We start from the raw sequence: 14,453 nt of genomic DNA, 5'->3' as shown, positions 1-14,453 counted from the left end.
CCCAGAGATTCGTTAACGTTCCCTTGGTTAACTTTAACCGAGCCCTCACGGTTCCGTGACTCATTTTTGCGGGGAAAAATTCAGCATTTGCATCTCAATTCAGCGTTGTCGGCAAAGGGGCGGGGCGGTACACACGATGTATGAGCGAAGATATTTTTGACCCCAAGATGAACCCCACAGAACCCCTGCGCCGTGCGATCGGTGACAGGTATCTGACCTATGCGCTCTCGACCATTATGCACCGCGCGCTGCCCGATGCCCGCGACGGTTTGAAACCGGTGCACCGCCGGATTCTTTATGCAATGCGCCAGTTGCGCCTGTCGCCCACAGGGGGATTTCGCAAGTCGGCGAAGATTTCCGGCGATGTGATGGGCAATTATCACCCCCACGGGGACGCCGCCATTTACGACGCGATGGCGCGTTTGGCGCAGGATTTCAACGTCCGCTATCCGTTGGTGGACGGGCAGGGGAACTTTGGCAACATCGACGGCGATAACCCCGCCGCCGCCCGTTACACCGAAGCGCGGATGACCGCCGCGGCTGAGGCGCTGTTGGAAGGGTTGAACGAAGACGCCGTTGATTTTCGCGAGAATTACGACGGCACGTTGTCGGAACCTGTGGTGTTGCCTGCGGCGTTTCCAAACCTGCTGGCCAATGGCTCCAGCGGGATTGCGGTTGGGATGGCCACGAACATCCCACCCCACAATCTCGATGAGTTGTTACAGGCCTGTCTGCACCTGATCAAAGCGCCCAATGCCCGTGATGAAACCCTTCTTGAGTATATCCCAGGCCCCGATTTCCCCACCGGCGGTGTCATCGTTGAACCGCGTGAGAACATCGCAGACGCCTACCGCACAGGCAAAGGCGGCTTCCGTCTGCGCGCCCGGCATGAGGTTGAAGACCTGGGCCGCGGGCAGTGGCAAATCGTTGTCACAGAGATCCCCTATCAGGTGCAGAAATCCAAGCTGATCGAAAAGCTGGCCGAGGTGATCCAGACCAAAAAGGTTCCGATCCTGGCGGACGTCCGGGACGAATCCGCAGACGACATCCGCATCATTCTTGAGCCCAAGTCAAAGAACGTCGATCCCGATGTGTTGATGGGCCTGCTGTATCGCAATTCCGATCTGGAAACGCGGTTCAGCCTGAACATGAACGTCTTGATCGACGGGCTGACCCCGCAGGTCTGTAGTCTCAAAGAGGTGCTGCGCGCCTTCCTCGATCACCGTCGCGACGTCCTGATCCGCCGGTCCCGACACCGGATGGCCAAGATCGACAACCGGTTGGAGGTTCTGGCCGGCCTGATCACCGCCTTTCTCAACCTTGATCGTGTCATCGACATCATCCGCTACGACGATGACCCCAAGGCTGCGCTGATGTTTGAGGACTGGTCCGTACCGCATCAATCCACGCTCACGCGTGCAGCGTCTGAGGCGGATTATGCCTCCCCGCTTGCCGGGGTCGACGTGTCCAGCCTGACCCTGATCGTTGACGAAGACGCCACAGCGCCGTCCTTTATGGAAAGCGACGAACGCAAAATCCCCTCCTCTTATGCGGGGCGGGAAAACGGGCTCAGCGATGTGCAGGCGGACGCGATCCTCAACATGCGCTTGCGGTCCTTGCGGCGGCTTGAGGAAGAGGCGCTCGTTAAAGAACGTGACGAACTGATGGTGGAACGCGCGGGGCTTGAAGATCTTCTCGACAGCGACGACCTGCAATGGAAATCCATTGCCGACCAGCTGCGCGAAACCCGCAAACTGATGGGGGCCACGTCTGAAGGCGGCGCACGCCGAACCACATTTGCGGACGCCGGGGAGGTTGAAGACGTCCCGCTTGAGGCCATGATCGACCGCGAACCTGTCACGGTCGTCTGTTCCAAAATGGGCTGGATCCGCGCCATGTCCGGCCATATCGACCTTGGCCGAGAGCTGAAGTTCAAGGATGGCGACGAAGGCCGGTTTATCTTCCACGCAGAGACCACCGACCGTCTTTTGGTGTTCGGGTCAAACGGGCGCTTCTACACATTGGGGGCCTCAACCCTGCCTGGCGGGCGTGGCATGGGCGAACCCCTGCGTCTGATGGTCGATCTACCCAATGAGGCCGAAATCGTCGCGTTGTTCATCCACCGGCCCGGGCAAAAACTGCTACTGGCGTCCTCAGCCGGTGACGGGTTCGTCGTCGCAGAGGACGAGGTCGTCGCCCAGACCCGTGCAGGCAAACAGGCCCTCAACGTGCGCGGTGATACCGTTGCGAAAATCTGCAAACCCGTCACCGGCGATCACGTCGCGGCTGTGGGTGAAAACCGCAAAGTCCTGGTCTTCCCTATCTCCGAACTGCCCGAAATGGCCCGCGGCAAAGGCGTCCGTTTGCAAAAATACAAAGACGGTGGCCTTTCAGATGTAACGACATTCACCTTGGCCGATGGGCTGTCTTGGCTTGATCCCGCAGGGCGCACCCGCACTGAAACCGAACTGGCCGAATGGACCGCCAAGCGCGCCTCAGCCGGACGCATGGCGCCACGCGGGTTCCCAAGGGACAATACCTTCACGTGACCGATCAAACGTCCCCCACCACACTGACGACAACATTTGCGGGTACCCGTGGCCCGTTGTTTCGCAAGGCGCTGTGGGGGTCGATCTGGACGATTTTGACGCTCGGGTTCTATCGGTTTTGGCTGAAAACCAGACTGCGCCGCTGGTATTGGTCCGCGATCCGGCCGGGCGGCACACCGTTGGAATACGTGGGCGACCCGCTGGAAAAGCTGTTGGGCTTCTTCCTCGCTGTGGTGGTGCTGGCCTTCTACATCGGGGTGGTGAACCTGATCTTGATGTTCGTCAGCCTGTCCCTGCTGGCGTCCAATGTCACGGCCTACATCGTCAGCTTCGTCGGCGTAATTCCCATCTGGTTCTACGCCCGCTACCGCGCGCGCCGCTACACCCTGGCGCGCAGCCGGTGGCGCGGTGTCCGATTTGGCCTGAAACCGGGCGCATGGGGCTATGCGGCCCGCGCGCTGTGGCATTGGGCCCTTACGATCCTCAGTCTGGGTGTGCTCTGGCCGCGCAAGACGTTCTACCTTGAAAAATACAAGACCGACCGCACCGTCTTCGGCTCGGCCACATTGCACCAAGGCGGGCGGTGGCAGATGTTGATGCCCGCCTATGCGCACATCCTGATCTCGGCCGTGATTTTGGCCGCTACGACCTATCAGGTGGTCATGGGGCAGGTGCAGGTTGCCTATCTTTATGCTTTGGGAGTGCCATGGTTTGTCTACGGCCTGATCCACTATTCGGTTGAGGCAACCCGGCTTCTGGCGAACCACAAAACCGCAGGTGACATCGCCCTGCGCGCCGATCCCAGACCTGCCACGCTGACCCGCATCTATGTCTTCGGCTACCTTGCCACGGGCCTCATTTCCTTGTTGCCGGTGGCGCCGATCTTGATGGTTGTCGGCATGGTGGAAAACCAACGCTGGCGCGCGACCTATGACATTACGCTTGAACCCGGCCTGATTTACGGCCTGCCCCTTTATGTGTGGACGGGGCTGGGCGTGGCCGCTTATTTCCTTGTCTTCCTTCTGTGGGCCACCCTGCGTCATTGCTTTGTCACCATGCCCGTCTGGCGTCACTACGCCGAAACACTCACCATCGAAAACGCCCCGGCGCTTGCCAACGTGTCCCAAAAACAGCGCGACGAATTTGCGGAGGCCGAAGGCTTTGCCGAAGCCCTCGATCTGTGGGGGGCCATATGACCGACCGCACCATCATCACCGTGGATGGCCCCGCCTCCCCCGCGGCCCCACCGCGCCGCGTGACGGGCCGCGCCCTCTTTTTCGATGGCGACACGGCCCAGCCCGTGCCGGTGGCCATTGGCTATAGCGACGCGGATCAAACCCTCACCTTCGCCCATCGGGGGGAGGGATATCGCTGGCCCTATGCCGATCTGCGGGCCTTGCGGGATCAAGCCGGTGATCAGATGGTCCTGCGGCTGCGCGGCGATCCCACGATGCGACTGCTGATCGACACCGAAGATGACCGCGCCCTCATCCGCGCCCGCGCCAAACGGCTGGGCCGCTTTGTCAGCCACGTGCGTCGCGGAAAGCTGGCCGCATGGGGGCTGGCCGCTGTGGCCTCCATCGCGCTGATCATCTTTGTGCTGGTGCCCGTCATGGCCGATCAATTGGCCGACTATCTGCCGCCCGAGGGTGAAAAGGCGCTGGGCGATGCGACCTTTGAACAGATCCGCACCGCGTTGGATGACACCGGCATCGCGGGCCTGCAAACCTGCGAAAACCCCACCGGGCTGGCCGCTTTGCGCAAAATCGAAACGCGTCTGACGGACCAAATGGATTTGGCCGCACCTCTCACGGTTCATGTCCTCGATCACCCGATGATCAACGCCTTCGCCTTACCGGGCGGCTACGTGGTGTTCTTTCGCGGCCTCATAGAAGAAGCGGGCACGCCTGAGGAAATCGCCGCTGTCTTTGCCCATGAAATCGGCCATGTCGTCGCCCGTGACCCGACCCGCATCGCCCTGCGGTCTGCCGGATCCATCGGTGTGCTTGGCCTGCTTTTGGGCGATTTCGCCGGTGGCGCGCTGGTCTTGTTTTTGGCCGAACAGATCATTCGCGCCGACTACACCCAAGAGGCGGAAGCCGCCGCCGACACCTTTGCCTACAACGCTTTGTTGAACGCCGATCTGCCGCCCTCGGCAATTGCCACCTTGTTTGAACGCCTGACCGACGACACCCATCATGAGGCCAGCGCGGGCATTCTGGATCATCTGGCGTCCCATCCTGCGATGGGCGATCGTATTGCCGCTGCCCGCGCTGCAGAGCCATCAGGCGCAACATTCAGGCCTCTGCTGACGGACACGGAATGGGTCGCCCTACAGGCCATCTGCGATTGATATCCTGATCGACGTCAAAGGTTTGCAGGCCGCCGCCTGTTGCGCTACGCATGGTCCAACCAAACGTAGGGAACACCGTTATGCGTCGTCTTTTAATCCTATCCTGTCTTGCGGTTCTGACAGCCTGTGGCGGGATCCGCGACGATCTGAACGCAGCGCCAGAGCCCCTTGGCACCTTCCGTCTTGGCCATAACATCGCCGTTGTAAACGAGCCCGTGCAGGGCCCGTTTTCCCGCACCGTCGAAGACGCCGCGTGGCAGGCTGCGGTGACCACAGCCGTCAACGACCGCCTTGGGGTTGAACGGTTTGAGGGCGCCGCGTTCTTCCATGTGGGCGTCGCTGTCGAAGGCTATGTTCTGGCCCAACCGGGCATCCCACTGGTCTATTCCCCGAAATCTGTCCTGATTTTTTCGGTCAACTTCTTTGAGGATGCGACCCAAGAGAAACTCAACGATGAGGCGATCCAGCTGACGGTGTTTGAACCCTGCTGCACGGTGCCGTTCTTGGGGTCGGGCTTTACGCGGTCGGCTGAGGAACAGATGGAAGGCCTCGCCTTCAACGCGGCCCGTGCGATTGAACGGACCATGCGCGAAAACGGCAGCTGGTTTGGCGCCGATGATGAGGTTCTGCCCCAAGACGATACGATTCTTGAAGGCAACGTTCTGGAAGATAACCCCGATCTGATCGCCCCCGCCGAAATCGCCCCGGCGGAAGGCACCTAACGTCCTTCATTTCCGGTGGATTTTCTTGGGCGGGCCAATTTTCGGCCCGCCCAACGTCTTGCTTGATTTCTGACCCATTCCAGACTATTCCGCCCGCGTATCAAATCAGGGTAACCCCGAGACGTTGCGGGGCCCCCCAAATATAGAGGGTGCCACACATGGCTAAGGAAAAGTTTGAACGCACGAAACCGCACGTAAACATCGGCACGATTGGTCACGTTGACCACGGCAAGACGACGTTGACGGCCGCGATCACGAAGTATTTCGGTGATTTCCAGGCGTATGACCAGATCGACGGCGCGCCCGAAGAGAAAGCCCGCGGCATCACGATCTCCACCGCGCACGTGGAATACGAGACCGACAGCCGTCACTACGCCCACGTCGACTGCCCCGGCCACGCCGACTACGTCAAGAACATGATCACCGGTGCGGCCCAGATGGACGGCGCAATCCTGGTTGTGAACGCCGCTGACGGCCCAATGCCCCAAACGCGTGAGCACATCCTGCTGGGTCGCCAGGTTGGCATCCCGAAGATGGTCGTCTTCATGAACAAAGTGGACCAGGTCGACGACGAAGAGCTGCTTGAGCTGGTCGAGATGGAAATCCGCGAACTGCTCTCCTCTTATGAGTACCCAGGCGACGACATCCCTGTCATCCCCGGTTCCGCTCTGGCCGCGATGGAAGGCAACAACCCTGAGATCGGCGAAGAAGCCATCCGTAAGCTGATGGCGGCTGTGGACGAATACATCCCAACGCCTGAGCGCGCTGTGGACCAGCCGTTCCTGATGCCGGTTGAGGACGTGTTCTCGATCTCCGGTCGTGGTACGGTTGTTACGGGGCGTGTTGAGCGCGGCGTGATCAACGTGGGCGACGAAATCGAAATCGTGGGTATCCGCGACACTGCGAAAACGACCTGCACAGGCGTTGAAATGTTCCGCAAGCTGCTGGACCGTGGTGAGGCTGGCGACAACATCGGCGCCCTGCTGCGTGGTGTTGACCGTGACGGCGTTGAGCGTGGCCAGGTTCTGTGTAAGCCAGGTTCCGTGCAGCCGCACACGAAGTTCGAGGCCGAGGCCTACATCCTGACCAAGGACGAAGGTGGCCGTCACACGCCGTTCTTCGCGAACTACCGTCCGCAGTTCTACTTCCGCACGACGGACGTGACCGGCACCGTGAACCTGCCCGAGGGCACAGAAATGGTGATGCCAGGTGACAACCTGAAGTTCGACGTTGAGCTGATCGCACCGATCGCCATGGAGCAAGGCCTGCGCTTCGCCATCCGCGAAGGCGGCCGCACCGTCGGCGCTGGTGTTGTGTCTAAGATCATTGAGTAATTTTGGCTTCGCCAAAGTTACGAGACTGCAGCGGCGGCAGTCGAAACACAGTTTCGATGAGAGCCGATGAAGTCTAACCAATACCAAAGGCCCCCGCCCAAAGCGGGGGCCTTTTTGTATGGGCAACCCACGCGATACTCCAAATGGAGTACCACCCTGTTCGCAGTGATCGACAGCCGCACTTTGAATTTTTACGCTTTCTTCCCAGGGCTTTAAAAAGATCGGGCTGATGCTGAAAATTCTTCTCTCTCTTCTGACTTTCATTTCGCTTATGGGCTGTCTGGAGAGCACGACACGCAACGCCGGCCCCTTGAACGACTGGCGTTTGTCCTGCAGCCCTGATGCGGGCTCGGTGCGACAGGTCTCAGGCGGATGGGATTTCTCAACAGGCAACAACAATCGCGTCGGTGGGATCTTTGATCAACGAGCCGAGATCGTGTCCGATAATTTTCCGATCAACCGTGCGGGGGACTACCTTTTTACAACGACCATAGCGATGACATCACCCGTGAACCGGGAGTTCAGCATATTTTCCATCCATGATGGCCGCAGGGGCTGTGCGCCGCCAATGCAATTGTTCGTTCAACCTGATGGCCGCATGTATGTGGCCAGCGCGATCAAGACGGGCGCCGGCCAGTCCTGCATTGATCAGCAGCTTGGCGGCATTTCACCTGACCGGATCTTGCGCAACGGGACAGAGCAGGACCTGCGGATCCTCGTTCAATTCGACGGCGCCGGTGGATTTGGCCTGACCGTCTGGCTTGATGGAGAGGTGCAGATCACCGGCCGCTATCGCCCGCCATCTGATCCGAATGCGTTGGTGACCGACCGGTTCTTTTTCAAACATGGGGTCTATTCAAGAACCGTGTTCGATTACCTTCTCCAGTCGCGCGGGATGCAAGTGGTCCGTGTTTTGAACGACGCTTGAAAGGGGTCTGACATGAAGGTGTTCTTTACTTTGCTCGTTTTTGCACTGGCCGCACCGATGGCGCAGGCGCAGCCGTCGTTGGCAGACGGATTTGGCAGGTTCAACCTCGAAGCGGCGCGCAACAGATATGCTGTCCAGCATGGGCAGCTGTCCGATGGGACGCAAGTTGAACGGTTCGAATTGCGGGACGGCGATTGCACCGGAACCGATTGTTCGCGTGATCGGGAACGTGTGGAGTTCATCCAAAACACCGGCCCGCGCAACGGCACAGAGGTTTGGGTGGGTTACTCCGTTATGCTCGACCCGACTTGGCCCGACCTTGGTCCGCGCATGAACACGAAAATCGGCCAATGGCACTTGCCGCGCTTTCAGGGCAGGGGGCAAGGCCCGACCCTGCTGATGGAGGTCAACGATGAATGTCTGATCGTCTCGGTCAAGGATCCGAACGTCCCCGATACAGATCCGATGAACCCAGCCCCCAATCTGGCGTGGGACTGCATTGCCCCGCGCAGTCAACTGATCGGCCGGTTCAACCGCATTATGGTCAACGCGATCTGGAGCACGGGCGCAGATGGCAAATTGGATGTCTACCTCAACGGTCGCTTGGCTTGGTCCCATCGTGGACGCACCATCAACGTAAATGCGCAGCCCTATTTTCGCTACGGCATCTATCGCAGCTTCGTCAGTCGGTGTGCTGCAGGCTGTGGCACGCAGATCGCCTATTTCTCGGACGTGGTGCAGGGGCGGTCTCGCGCAGAGGTGGAATAGGTTTTCCTGACGGTCCGGGATCAGGTCGCGGTTCAAACTTTTTGACAACGCGCGCGTGGCGTAGTCCATAAGGGCGGCTTCTGGATTTATGGACGTTTGCCATGCCCCCACTCCCCCCACGCACCTTTCCCGCGCCCGACACGCTTCACCCCGTTATCTTACCGAATGGGGCCGTGCACAAAGGCACCGTGTTCCTGAAAGCGGCGACCGATCACCCCAATATCACCGTGGGCGATTATACGTACATGAGCGCGCACACCCCGCCCGCCGATTGGGCCGCCAGCCTTGCGCCATACCTTTACCCTGGCGCGCCAGAAACACTGCGCATCGGGACGTTCTGTCAGATTGCAGATGGTGTAACGATCATCACCGCCTCGGCCAATCACCGCTACGACGGGTTTTCGTCGTTTCCGTTTTCCATCTTTCTCGACATGGATCGCAACCGCCCGTCCATGCCGACCGCCTTCCAAGACACGACAATCGGGCACGACGTCTGGCTGGGGCAGGGGGTGCGTGTCATGCCCGGGGCAGACATCGGATCAGGGTGTATCATCGGCGCGGGTGCCGTCGTCGGTGGCATCGTTCCGCCCTATAGCATCGTCGCGGGTAACCCTGCCAAGGTCGTCCGTCGCCGTTTTGATCAGGCAACCATAGACGCGCTGCTGGACATCGCATGGTGGGATTGGCCCATCGAACACATCACCGAAGCTGAGGCTGCGATTTGCAATGCGGACCTCGACGCCTTGAGGGCCGCCGCGCCAAAATAGCCTCGCCTTCATGTCATGGGATGCCTAAGCTGGCCCCATGAAAAAACTCATTTTCGGTCTGATCCCTTGGTGGATGTTTGCCGTGGCCGCGGCGCTGTTTGCCAGTGTGACGGCGGAGATGGTGGAGGATCATCTGACCCTGCGTGCCATCGTGGAACGGACCCTGCGCGAGGGGCCGCCCCCTGTCGCTGACCTTGCAGACGTGCCGCTGCGCGGTTCATCCCAGCTGATGGAAATGCATGTCCAAGGCCAACTGCGCCCGGACGTTGGGGTTTTGAATTATATGGATGCGAACAGAGGACACCAATTTGTTCTGCTGGACGATCCGAATGCGACGGTGGTTTTGGCCCTTGCAGCGCCAAATGCCGAAGCGGCGGACATGATCACCGAAATCGTCGATCGGGCCAGCCGGGATGGCACCGTCACTGTGCAGGGCTTGCGCACCTTTGACGGCGTCGAATCGGCACTTCATTCGGTGCGGACCGCAGGTGTCCCGAAATCTGTCATCCTGATGCACCCCTTTCGCGGCAGCCGTGAGGACGCGTTAAAGGCACATCTGTTCGATGACATGATGGCGCCTGTGATCAGCGGCATCATGACTGTGGTTTTGGGCCTGTTGGCGGTCTGGAAATTTCGCCGGTGGCGCAGACGCCGCGCTGTCCGGCGCGCGGCGCAGGTCCCGCAAAACGCCCGTGAAACACCGCAAGGCAAATCCTTCCCCTCACCGCGCCCCGCACCGCCACCGCGCACCGGCCAAGGCGGATCGCCTTGGGCCAGCGGCGTGGCGACCACATCTGCCACCTTCGCGGACCCGGAACCAGCGCGGCCCACTCCCAATACATTCGAAAGCGTGTTCCCCGGTGGCGGCTCAGGCTTTCGGTTCAAATCCGCGGATGAGATTATTCGCGAAACCTTTGGCACCGTCTCCACCTTGGAGCGATCAAAAGACGCAAAACCCGACGACTGACCGCGTTTGGGTGTTGCCAAGCCCCGCGCGCATGGGTATCCCCGCACTTGGCTTTAGGGGTTTAGCTCAGTTGGTAGAGCATCGGTCTCCAAAACCGAGGGTCGTGGGTTCGAGTCCCTCAGCCCCTGCCAAGCCGCACCTCCACACCATCAATGCCGGGCACCGGCCCGCAAAGGGTTGAAAACCACACGCAAGCCCGTTACCTGCAAACCGCAGCGTCGCGCAAAGGACAGATCATGGCCAAGACCAACCCAGTGCAGTTCATCCAGCAGGTTCGCGCCGAAGTCGGCAAGGTCGTTTGGCCGACCCGCCGTGAGGTGACGTTGACCACCATCATGGTGCTGATCATGGCCGCCGTGATGGCATTGTTCTTTACGCTGGTTGATTTGATCATCCGGTCCGGCCTCGAAGGCGTGCTCAACGCATTCTGATGCCCCTTGCGGTGACCTGTTGGTCACGCTATGAATTGCGCAAGTTAGATGGCGTGCAACGGATGAGTTGCACGCCGCTTTTATTTCCGGGACTCCCTATCGGGGGCCGCAAGACGCAAAGGTGAATGCATCATGGCGAAACGTTGGTATTCCGTTTCCGTTCTGTCGAACTTCGAAAAGAAGATCGCTGAAACCATCCGCACCTCGGTGGAAGAACAGGGGCTTGAGGATCAGATCGACGAAGTGCTGGTCCCCACGGAAGAAGTGATTGAGGTCCGCCGTGGCAAGAAAGTCACCGCTGAACGTCGCTTCATGCCGGGTTATGTGCTGGTCCACATGGAAATGTCCGATGAGGGCTATCACCTGATCAACTCCATCAACCGCGTCACGGGGTTCTTGGGTCCACAAGGTCGCCCCATGCCCATGCGGGACGCCGAGGTGCAGCAGATCCTTGGCCGCGTTGAAGAAGGTCAGGAAGCGCCCAAGCTCCTCATCTCCTTTGAGATTGGCGAGAAAGTCAAAGTCAACGACGGCCCGTTCGAGGATTTCGACGGCACCGTGGAAGAGGTGGACGAGGACAACCAGCGCCTCAAGGTCACCGTCTCCATCTTCGGTCGCGCCACGCCAGTGGAACTGGAATACGCGCAGGTCACGAAACAGGGCTAAACCTGCAGTCAAATCTTTTTGCGAACGGCCAGTCCTTGTGGGCTGGCCGTTTTTTATGCGCAAGACCGCACAGCCGATGACGGCTCAGGCGATCAGACGCTTTGCATGATCCCAGACGTTGTGTCGTTTCGCGACAGGCCGCACAAAGGTCGAATGCTGGACAGCACCGGCCATCAGCAAACTGCGCCGTGGCAGAATTTGTCGGGTTACAGGCCCCAGGTACAGGCTTTCTGCGGCGCAGCCATTGGCCAGCAAGAGGCAATGTTTTTCTAGCAAAATGTGCACATACGTCAACGCCGGACGGGATCGTGCTATCCTGATATCAAGTTTGGGCCGCCCCACCAGATGCCCTGCCTTGATCAAGGTCTCCTCGACGAGAAGTCGATGTTGCTGTGTCACAAAAAGAGGCGCCTGATTTCCCAAGACGCCCGCGCCGATGCGAACAGGGCAAAACCGGGCGTCCGCATTCATTTTTGAGGGCGTCACATGCCGCGCGCCGACCCACAGAACCGGCTGCAGCCCATGATCAACTGTTTGCACCAGATCTCCGACCTTGATGGTTTCGACCGGAACGGCCCCGTGCGGGGTCTGGATCAAAGTGCCAAATGCAAAACAGATGACACCACTGTCCGCGAAGTCGTTGTATTCATAGGTCGGACCATCGCCCCCAGGGGTGAAATCAATGTCAATCACATCGTAGGTCACGTTCGGATTAATCGGCGCGCTGAAAATATAGAACGATTGTGTGGTGGCCCCGCCCCCAGGTGAGCCATTGTCTTCGCGAATTTCCACACGACCGACCAAAATCGTGTCGCCGGTGACAGGGTCCTGGATCGTCAGAACCTCCTCCAATGTGGTCAGCCCACTGTCGAAGGTCCCTCCGGACCCATCTGTCAAAGTCCCCAATTGGCGGCCCGCGCCAAACGATTCTCCGAACTCGGACCCAATGGCTGCAAAGTCGGTCTCATCATCCTCTGCTTCGAACGACAAATCGGTAAAGGGGCCGGACCCCAGCGTGAATGTGCCGCCGACAAAGTAGTTTTGCGTGTCGGATTCCGAGACAAGCACAGCCGTTGCACCTGTTAATTGCGTCGCCATTGCGGCCTCCATCAAAGTTCACTCCGACCCCGGGCTTGCTTTCAACGACTGAGGTTAAATTGACGTTAGCGATGCTGCCTCTTGCAAACGGGGCGTCACGGGGCTAAACGCCCCCAATCCCGGTAACGGGACTCCATCCGTGGGAGGCGGCGCGCATGCGTGCGGGCACCGGACCACGAAGCACCCTGACCTTGGGACGCATCCCAAGGCGCTGAGAAAAGGAAACGACCAATGGCTAAAAAAGTCGCTGGCACAATGAAGCTGCAGGTTCCTGCAGGTCAAGCCAACCCATCCCCGCCCGTCGGCCCCGCTCTGGGTCAGCGCGGCATCAACATCATGGAATTCTGCAAAGCGTTCAACGCCAAGACGCAAGAGATGGAGCCCGGCGCGCCGTGCCCAACCGTGATCACCTACTACCAGGACAAATCCTTCTCTATGGATATCAAGACGCCCCCTGCGTCTTACTACCTGAAGAAGGCCGCCAAGGTGAAATCCGGCGCCAACACGCCGTCCCGTCAGGTTGTCGGCACTGTGTCCACCAAGCAGGTGCGTGAAATTGCCGAAGCCAAGATGAAGGACCTCAACGCGACGTCCGTCGAAGGCGCAATGAAGATCATCCTGGGCTCCGCCCGGTCTATGGGCATCGAGGTGAAGTAAGATGGCAAAGCTCGGAAAACGTACACGCGCCGCGCGTGAAGCTTTCGCTGGCAAAGAGAACGTCTCTGTCACCGAAGCCGTTGAACTGGTCAAAGGCAACGCCAAAGCCAAGTTCGACGAAACCATCGAAATCGCCGTTGTGCTGGGTGTTGATCCCCGCCACGCAGACCAAATGGTCCGCGGCAAGGTGGCCCTGCCAAATGGCACAGGCAAAACCATGCGCGTTGCTGTCTTCGCCCGTGGCGACAAAGCCGATGAGGCCAAGGCCGCTGGTGCTGACATCGTTGGCGCAGAGGATCTGATGGAAACCGTGCAAAGCGGTAAAATCGAATTCGACCGTTGCATCGCGACGCCCGATATGATGCCGATCGTTGGCCGTCTGGGCAAGGTGCTTGGCCCCCGCAACCTGATGCCGAACCCCAAGGTTGGCACTGTGACGATGGACGTCAAAGACGCCGTTGAAGCGGCCAAAGGCGGCGAAGTTCAGTTCAAAGTTGAGAAGGCCGGTGTTGTCCACGCAGGTGTCGGCAAAGCGTCCTTCGATGCCAAAAAGCTGGAAGAAAACGTGCTGTCCTTCGTAGATGCCGTTCAGAAAGCAAAGCCCGCTGGCGCAAAAGGCACATACATGAAAAAGGTCTCGCTGACCTCTACCATGGGCCCAGGCGTCACGATCAGCGTCGACAGCGCGACGGGCAACGACTAAGGCCATCGGCCCCACGTTGATTGAAATTTTACAAAGCGCGCCCCCAAGCGGGGCGCGCTTTTTGGTTTGTACGATCCCGCAGTGAAAGCGTGCAGACATCGAAAGACGCGTCCTTTCCAGCAGCCGCCAGATTTTGTAAGGACAGGCATCCGTGTTTTTCTGAAAGCCACCTCAATGTCGCATTACAAAATCGAAACATGTCGGCTGAAAACGATCCGGACCGCTCGTAAGATGGGGCGTTCCAAACTTGCGAAAATGACCGGCGTGTCGGAGCGTGAACTGACCATCCTTGAGCGGACAAAGGGCGGCGGCGTTGTGCCGGAAAATACGCTTTTCCGTCTCGCGGAGGCGTTGAACATTCCCGCCCCGATTTTGACGGGCGACCTTGATCTCGACGCAAGCGATCTTGGCCCTGTTTCGCCCACGTCCTGCACCAGCGGGTGTTGCGGCTGACATCCTATGTTGTTGTTGATGCGGCGTTGACGGAACAGCGGTTCGCGTGGCCCCAAA

15 protein-coding genes and 1 tRNA gene are annotated in these 14,453 nt (G+C 59.3%); 15 read left to right on the top strand and 1 reads right to left on the bottom strand.

Annotation, left to right across the window (positions count from 1 at the left end):
- Positions 1-140: 140 nt before the first annotated feature.
- From PSJ8397_RS06075 to nusG, 12 genes are all read left to right on the top strand, one after another.
- Positions 141-2,549 (top strand): DNA topoisomerase IV subunit A, encoded by a 2,409-nt coding sequence (locus PSJ8397_RS06075; protein ID WP_085863700.1) that lies wholly within the window; start codon positions 141-143, stop codon positions 2,547-2,549.
- Positions 2,546-3,745 carry a DUF898 domain-containing protein gene (locus PSJ8397_RS06070; protein WP_235000602.1) on the top strand — a complete coding sequence of 400 codons (1,200 nt, stop codon included), beginning with the start codon at positions 2,546-2,548 and terminating at the stop codon, positions 3,743-3,745. The genes PSJ8397_RS06075 and PSJ8397_RS06070 overlap by 4 nt, the downstream gene beginning before the upstream one ends.
- A complete protein-coding gene (locus tag PSJ8397_RS17390) occupies positions 3,742-4,902 on the top strand; it encodes a M48 family metallopeptidase (protein ID WP_085863699.1) in 1,161 nt (386 codons plus the stop codon). Before PSJ8397_RS06070 ends, PSJ8397_RS17390 begins: the two co-directional genes overlap by 4 nt.
- Positions 4,903-4,982: 80 nt before the next feature.
- Positions 4,983-5,624 (top strand): hypothetical protein, encoded by a 642-nt coding sequence (locus tag PSJ8397_RS06060; protein ID WP_085863698.1) that lies wholly within the window; start codon positions 4,983-4,985, stop codon positions 5,622-5,624.
- Positions 5,625-5,782: 158 nt separating this feature from the next.
- Positions 5,783-6,958, top strand: coding sequence for an elongation factor Tu (gene tuf, locus PSJ8397_RS06055; RefSeq protein WP_085863675.1), 1,176 nt, complete (start codon positions 5,783-5,785; stop codon positions 6,956-6,958).
- Between the two features lie 229 nt (positions 6,959-7,187).
- A complete protein-coding gene (locus tag PSJ8397_RS06050; RefSeq protein WP_085863697.1) occupies positions 7,188-7,886 on the top strand; it encodes a hypothetical protein in 699 nt (232 codons plus the stop codon).
- Positions 7,887-7,898: 12 nt separating this feature from the next.
- Positions 7,899-8,654, top strand: a complete 756-nt coding sequence (locus PSJ8397_RS06045) for a heparin lyase I family protein (RefSeq protein WP_085863696.1) — start codon at positions 7,899-7,901, stop codon at positions 8,652-8,654.
- A gap of 101 nt (positions 8,655-8,755) precedes the next feature.
- Positions 8,756-9,421 (top strand): CatB-related O-acetyltransferase, encoded by a 666-nt coding sequence (locus PSJ8397_RS06040; protein ID WP_085863695.1) that lies wholly within the window; start codon positions 8,756-8,758, stop codon positions 9,419-9,421.
- Between the two features lie 37 nt (positions 9,422-9,458).
- Positions 9,459-10,388 carry a hypothetical protein gene (locus PSJ8397_RS06035; RefSeq protein WP_085863694.1) on the top strand — a complete coding sequence of 310 codons (930 nt, stop codon included), beginning with the start codon at positions 9,459-9,461 and terminating at the stop codon, positions 10,386-10,388.
- Positions 10,389-10,443: 55 nt separating this feature from the next.
- Positions 10,444-10,519 (top strand) — tRNA-Trp (locus PSJ8397_RS06030).
- A gap of 105 nt (positions 10,520-10,624) precedes the next feature.
- Positions 10,625-10,819, top strand: a complete 195-nt coding sequence (gene secE, locus PSJ8397_RS06025; protein WP_085863693.1) for a preprotein translocase subunit SecE — start codon at positions 10,625-10,627, stop codon at positions 10,817-10,819.
- Between the two features lie 132 nt (positions 10,820-10,951).
- Positions 10,952-11,485: a transcription termination/antitermination protein NusG gene (nusG, locus tag PSJ8397_RS06020; RefSeq protein ID WP_085863692.1), complete on the top strand. Its 534-nt coding sequence runs from the start codon at positions 10,952-10,954 to the stop codon at positions 11,483-11,485.
- Between the two features lie 84 nt (positions 11,486-11,569).
- Here nusG and PSJ8397_RS06015 read toward each other — a convergent pair whose 3' ends face one another.
- On the bottom strand, positions 11,570-12,583 hold the full coding sequence (locus PSJ8397_RS06015) for a Hint domain-containing protein (RefSeq protein WP_159453098.1): 1,014 nt from the start codon (positions 12,581-12,583) through the stop codon (positions 11,570-11,572).
- Between the two features lie 231 nt (positions 12,584-12,814).
- Between PSJ8397_RS06015 and rplK the strand changes: the two genes are divergently transcribed.
- The 3 genes from rplK to PSJ8397_RS06000 all read left to right on the top strand — a co-directional run bounded on the left by rplK (position 12,815) and on the right by PSJ8397_RS06000 (position 14,396).
- Positions 12,815-13,240 (top strand): 50S ribosomal protein L11, encoded by a 426-nt coding sequence (gene rplK, locus PSJ8397_RS06010; RefSeq protein WP_085863690.1) that lies wholly within the window; start codon positions 12,815-12,817, stop codon positions 13,238-13,240.
- A 1-nt stretch (position 13,241) separates the two neighbouring features.
- On the top strand, positions 13,242-13,943 hold the full coding sequence (gene rplA / locus PSJ8397_RS06005) for a 50S ribosomal protein L1 (protein ID WP_085863689.1): 702 nt from the start codon (positions 13,242-13,244) through the stop codon (positions 13,941-13,943).
- 174 nt (positions 13,944-14,117) lie between these two features.
- Positions 14,118-14,396: a helix-turn-helix domain-containing protein gene (locus PSJ8397_RS06000; protein WP_085863688.1), complete on the top strand. Its 279-nt coding sequence runs from the start codon at positions 14,118-14,120 to the stop codon at positions 14,394-14,396.
- Positions 14,397-14,453: the final 57 nt, after the last annotated feature.

It is taken from the genome of Pseudooctadecabacter jejudonensis (assembly GCF_900172275.1).
Classification (GTDB): Bacteria; Pseudomonadota; Alphaproteobacteria; order Rhodobacterales; family Rhodobacteraceae; genus Octadecabacter; species Octadecabacter jejudonensis.
The sequence above is the reverse complement of the archived record's forward strand: the minus strand, read 5'-3'. Positions and strand labels throughout refer to the sequence as shown.

What these genes read in the sequence shown, in the direction of transcription:
- rplA (WP_085863689.1), top strand. Translation starts at nt 13,242, where the DNA reads ATGGCAAAGCTCGGAAAACGTACACGCGCCGCGCGTGAAGCTTTCGCT.
- rplK (WP_085863690.1), top strand. Translation starts at nt 12,815, where the DNA reads ATGGCTAAAAAAGTCGCTGGCACAATGAAGCTGCAGGTTCCTGCAGGT.
- PSJ8397_RS06050 (WP_085863697.1), top strand. Translation starts at nt 7,188, where the DNA reads ATGCTGAAAATTCTTCTCTCTCTTCTGACTTTCATTTCGCTTATGGGC.
- PSJ8397_RS06060 (WP_085863698.1), top strand. Translation starts at nt 4,983, where the DNA reads ATGCGTCGTCTTTTAATCCTATCCTGTCTTGCGGTTCTGACAGCCTGT.
- PSJ8397_RS06045 (WP_085863696.1), top strand. Translation starts at nt 7,899, where the DNA reads ATGAAGGTGTTCTTTACTTTGCTCGTTTTTGCACTGGCCGCACCGATG.
- PSJ8397_RS06015 (WP_159453098.1), bottom strand. Translation starts at nt 12,583, where the DNA reads ATGGCGACGCAATTAACAGGTGCAACGGCTGTGCTTGTCTCGGAATCC.
- tuf (WP_085863675.1), top strand. Translation starts at nt 5,783, where the DNA reads ATGGCTAAGGAAAAGTTTGAACGCACGAAACCGCACGTAAACATCGGC.
- PSJ8397_RS06075 (WP_085863700.1), top strand. Translation starts at nt 141, where the DNA reads ATGAGCGAAGATATTTTTGACCCCAAGATGAACCCCACAGAACCCCTG.
- nusG (WP_085863692.1), top strand. Translation starts at nt 10,952, where the DNA reads ATGGCGAAACGTTGGTATTCCGTTTCCGTTCTGTCGAACTTCGAAAAG.
- PSJ8397_RS06040 (WP_085863695.1), top strand. Translation starts at nt 8,756, where the DNA reads ATGCCCCCACTCCCCCCACGCACCTTTCCCGCGCCCGACACGCTTCAC.
- PSJ8397_RS06035 (WP_085863694.1), top strand. Translation starts at nt 9,459, where the DNA reads ATGAAAAAACTCATTTTCGGTCTGATCCCTTGGTGGATGTTTGCCGTG.
- secE (WP_085863693.1), top strand. Translation starts at nt 10,625, where the DNA reads ATGGCCAAGACCAACCCAGTGCAGTTCATCCAGCAGGTTCGCGCCGAA.
- PSJ8397_RS17390 (WP_085863699.1), top strand. Translation starts at nt 3,742, where the DNA reads ATGACCGACCGCACCATCATCACCGTGGATGGCCCCGCCTCCCCCGCG.
- PSJ8397_RS06000 (WP_085863688.1), top strand. Translation starts at nt 14,118, where the DNA reads ATGTCGCATTACAAAATCGAAACATGTCGGCTGAAAACGATCCGGACC.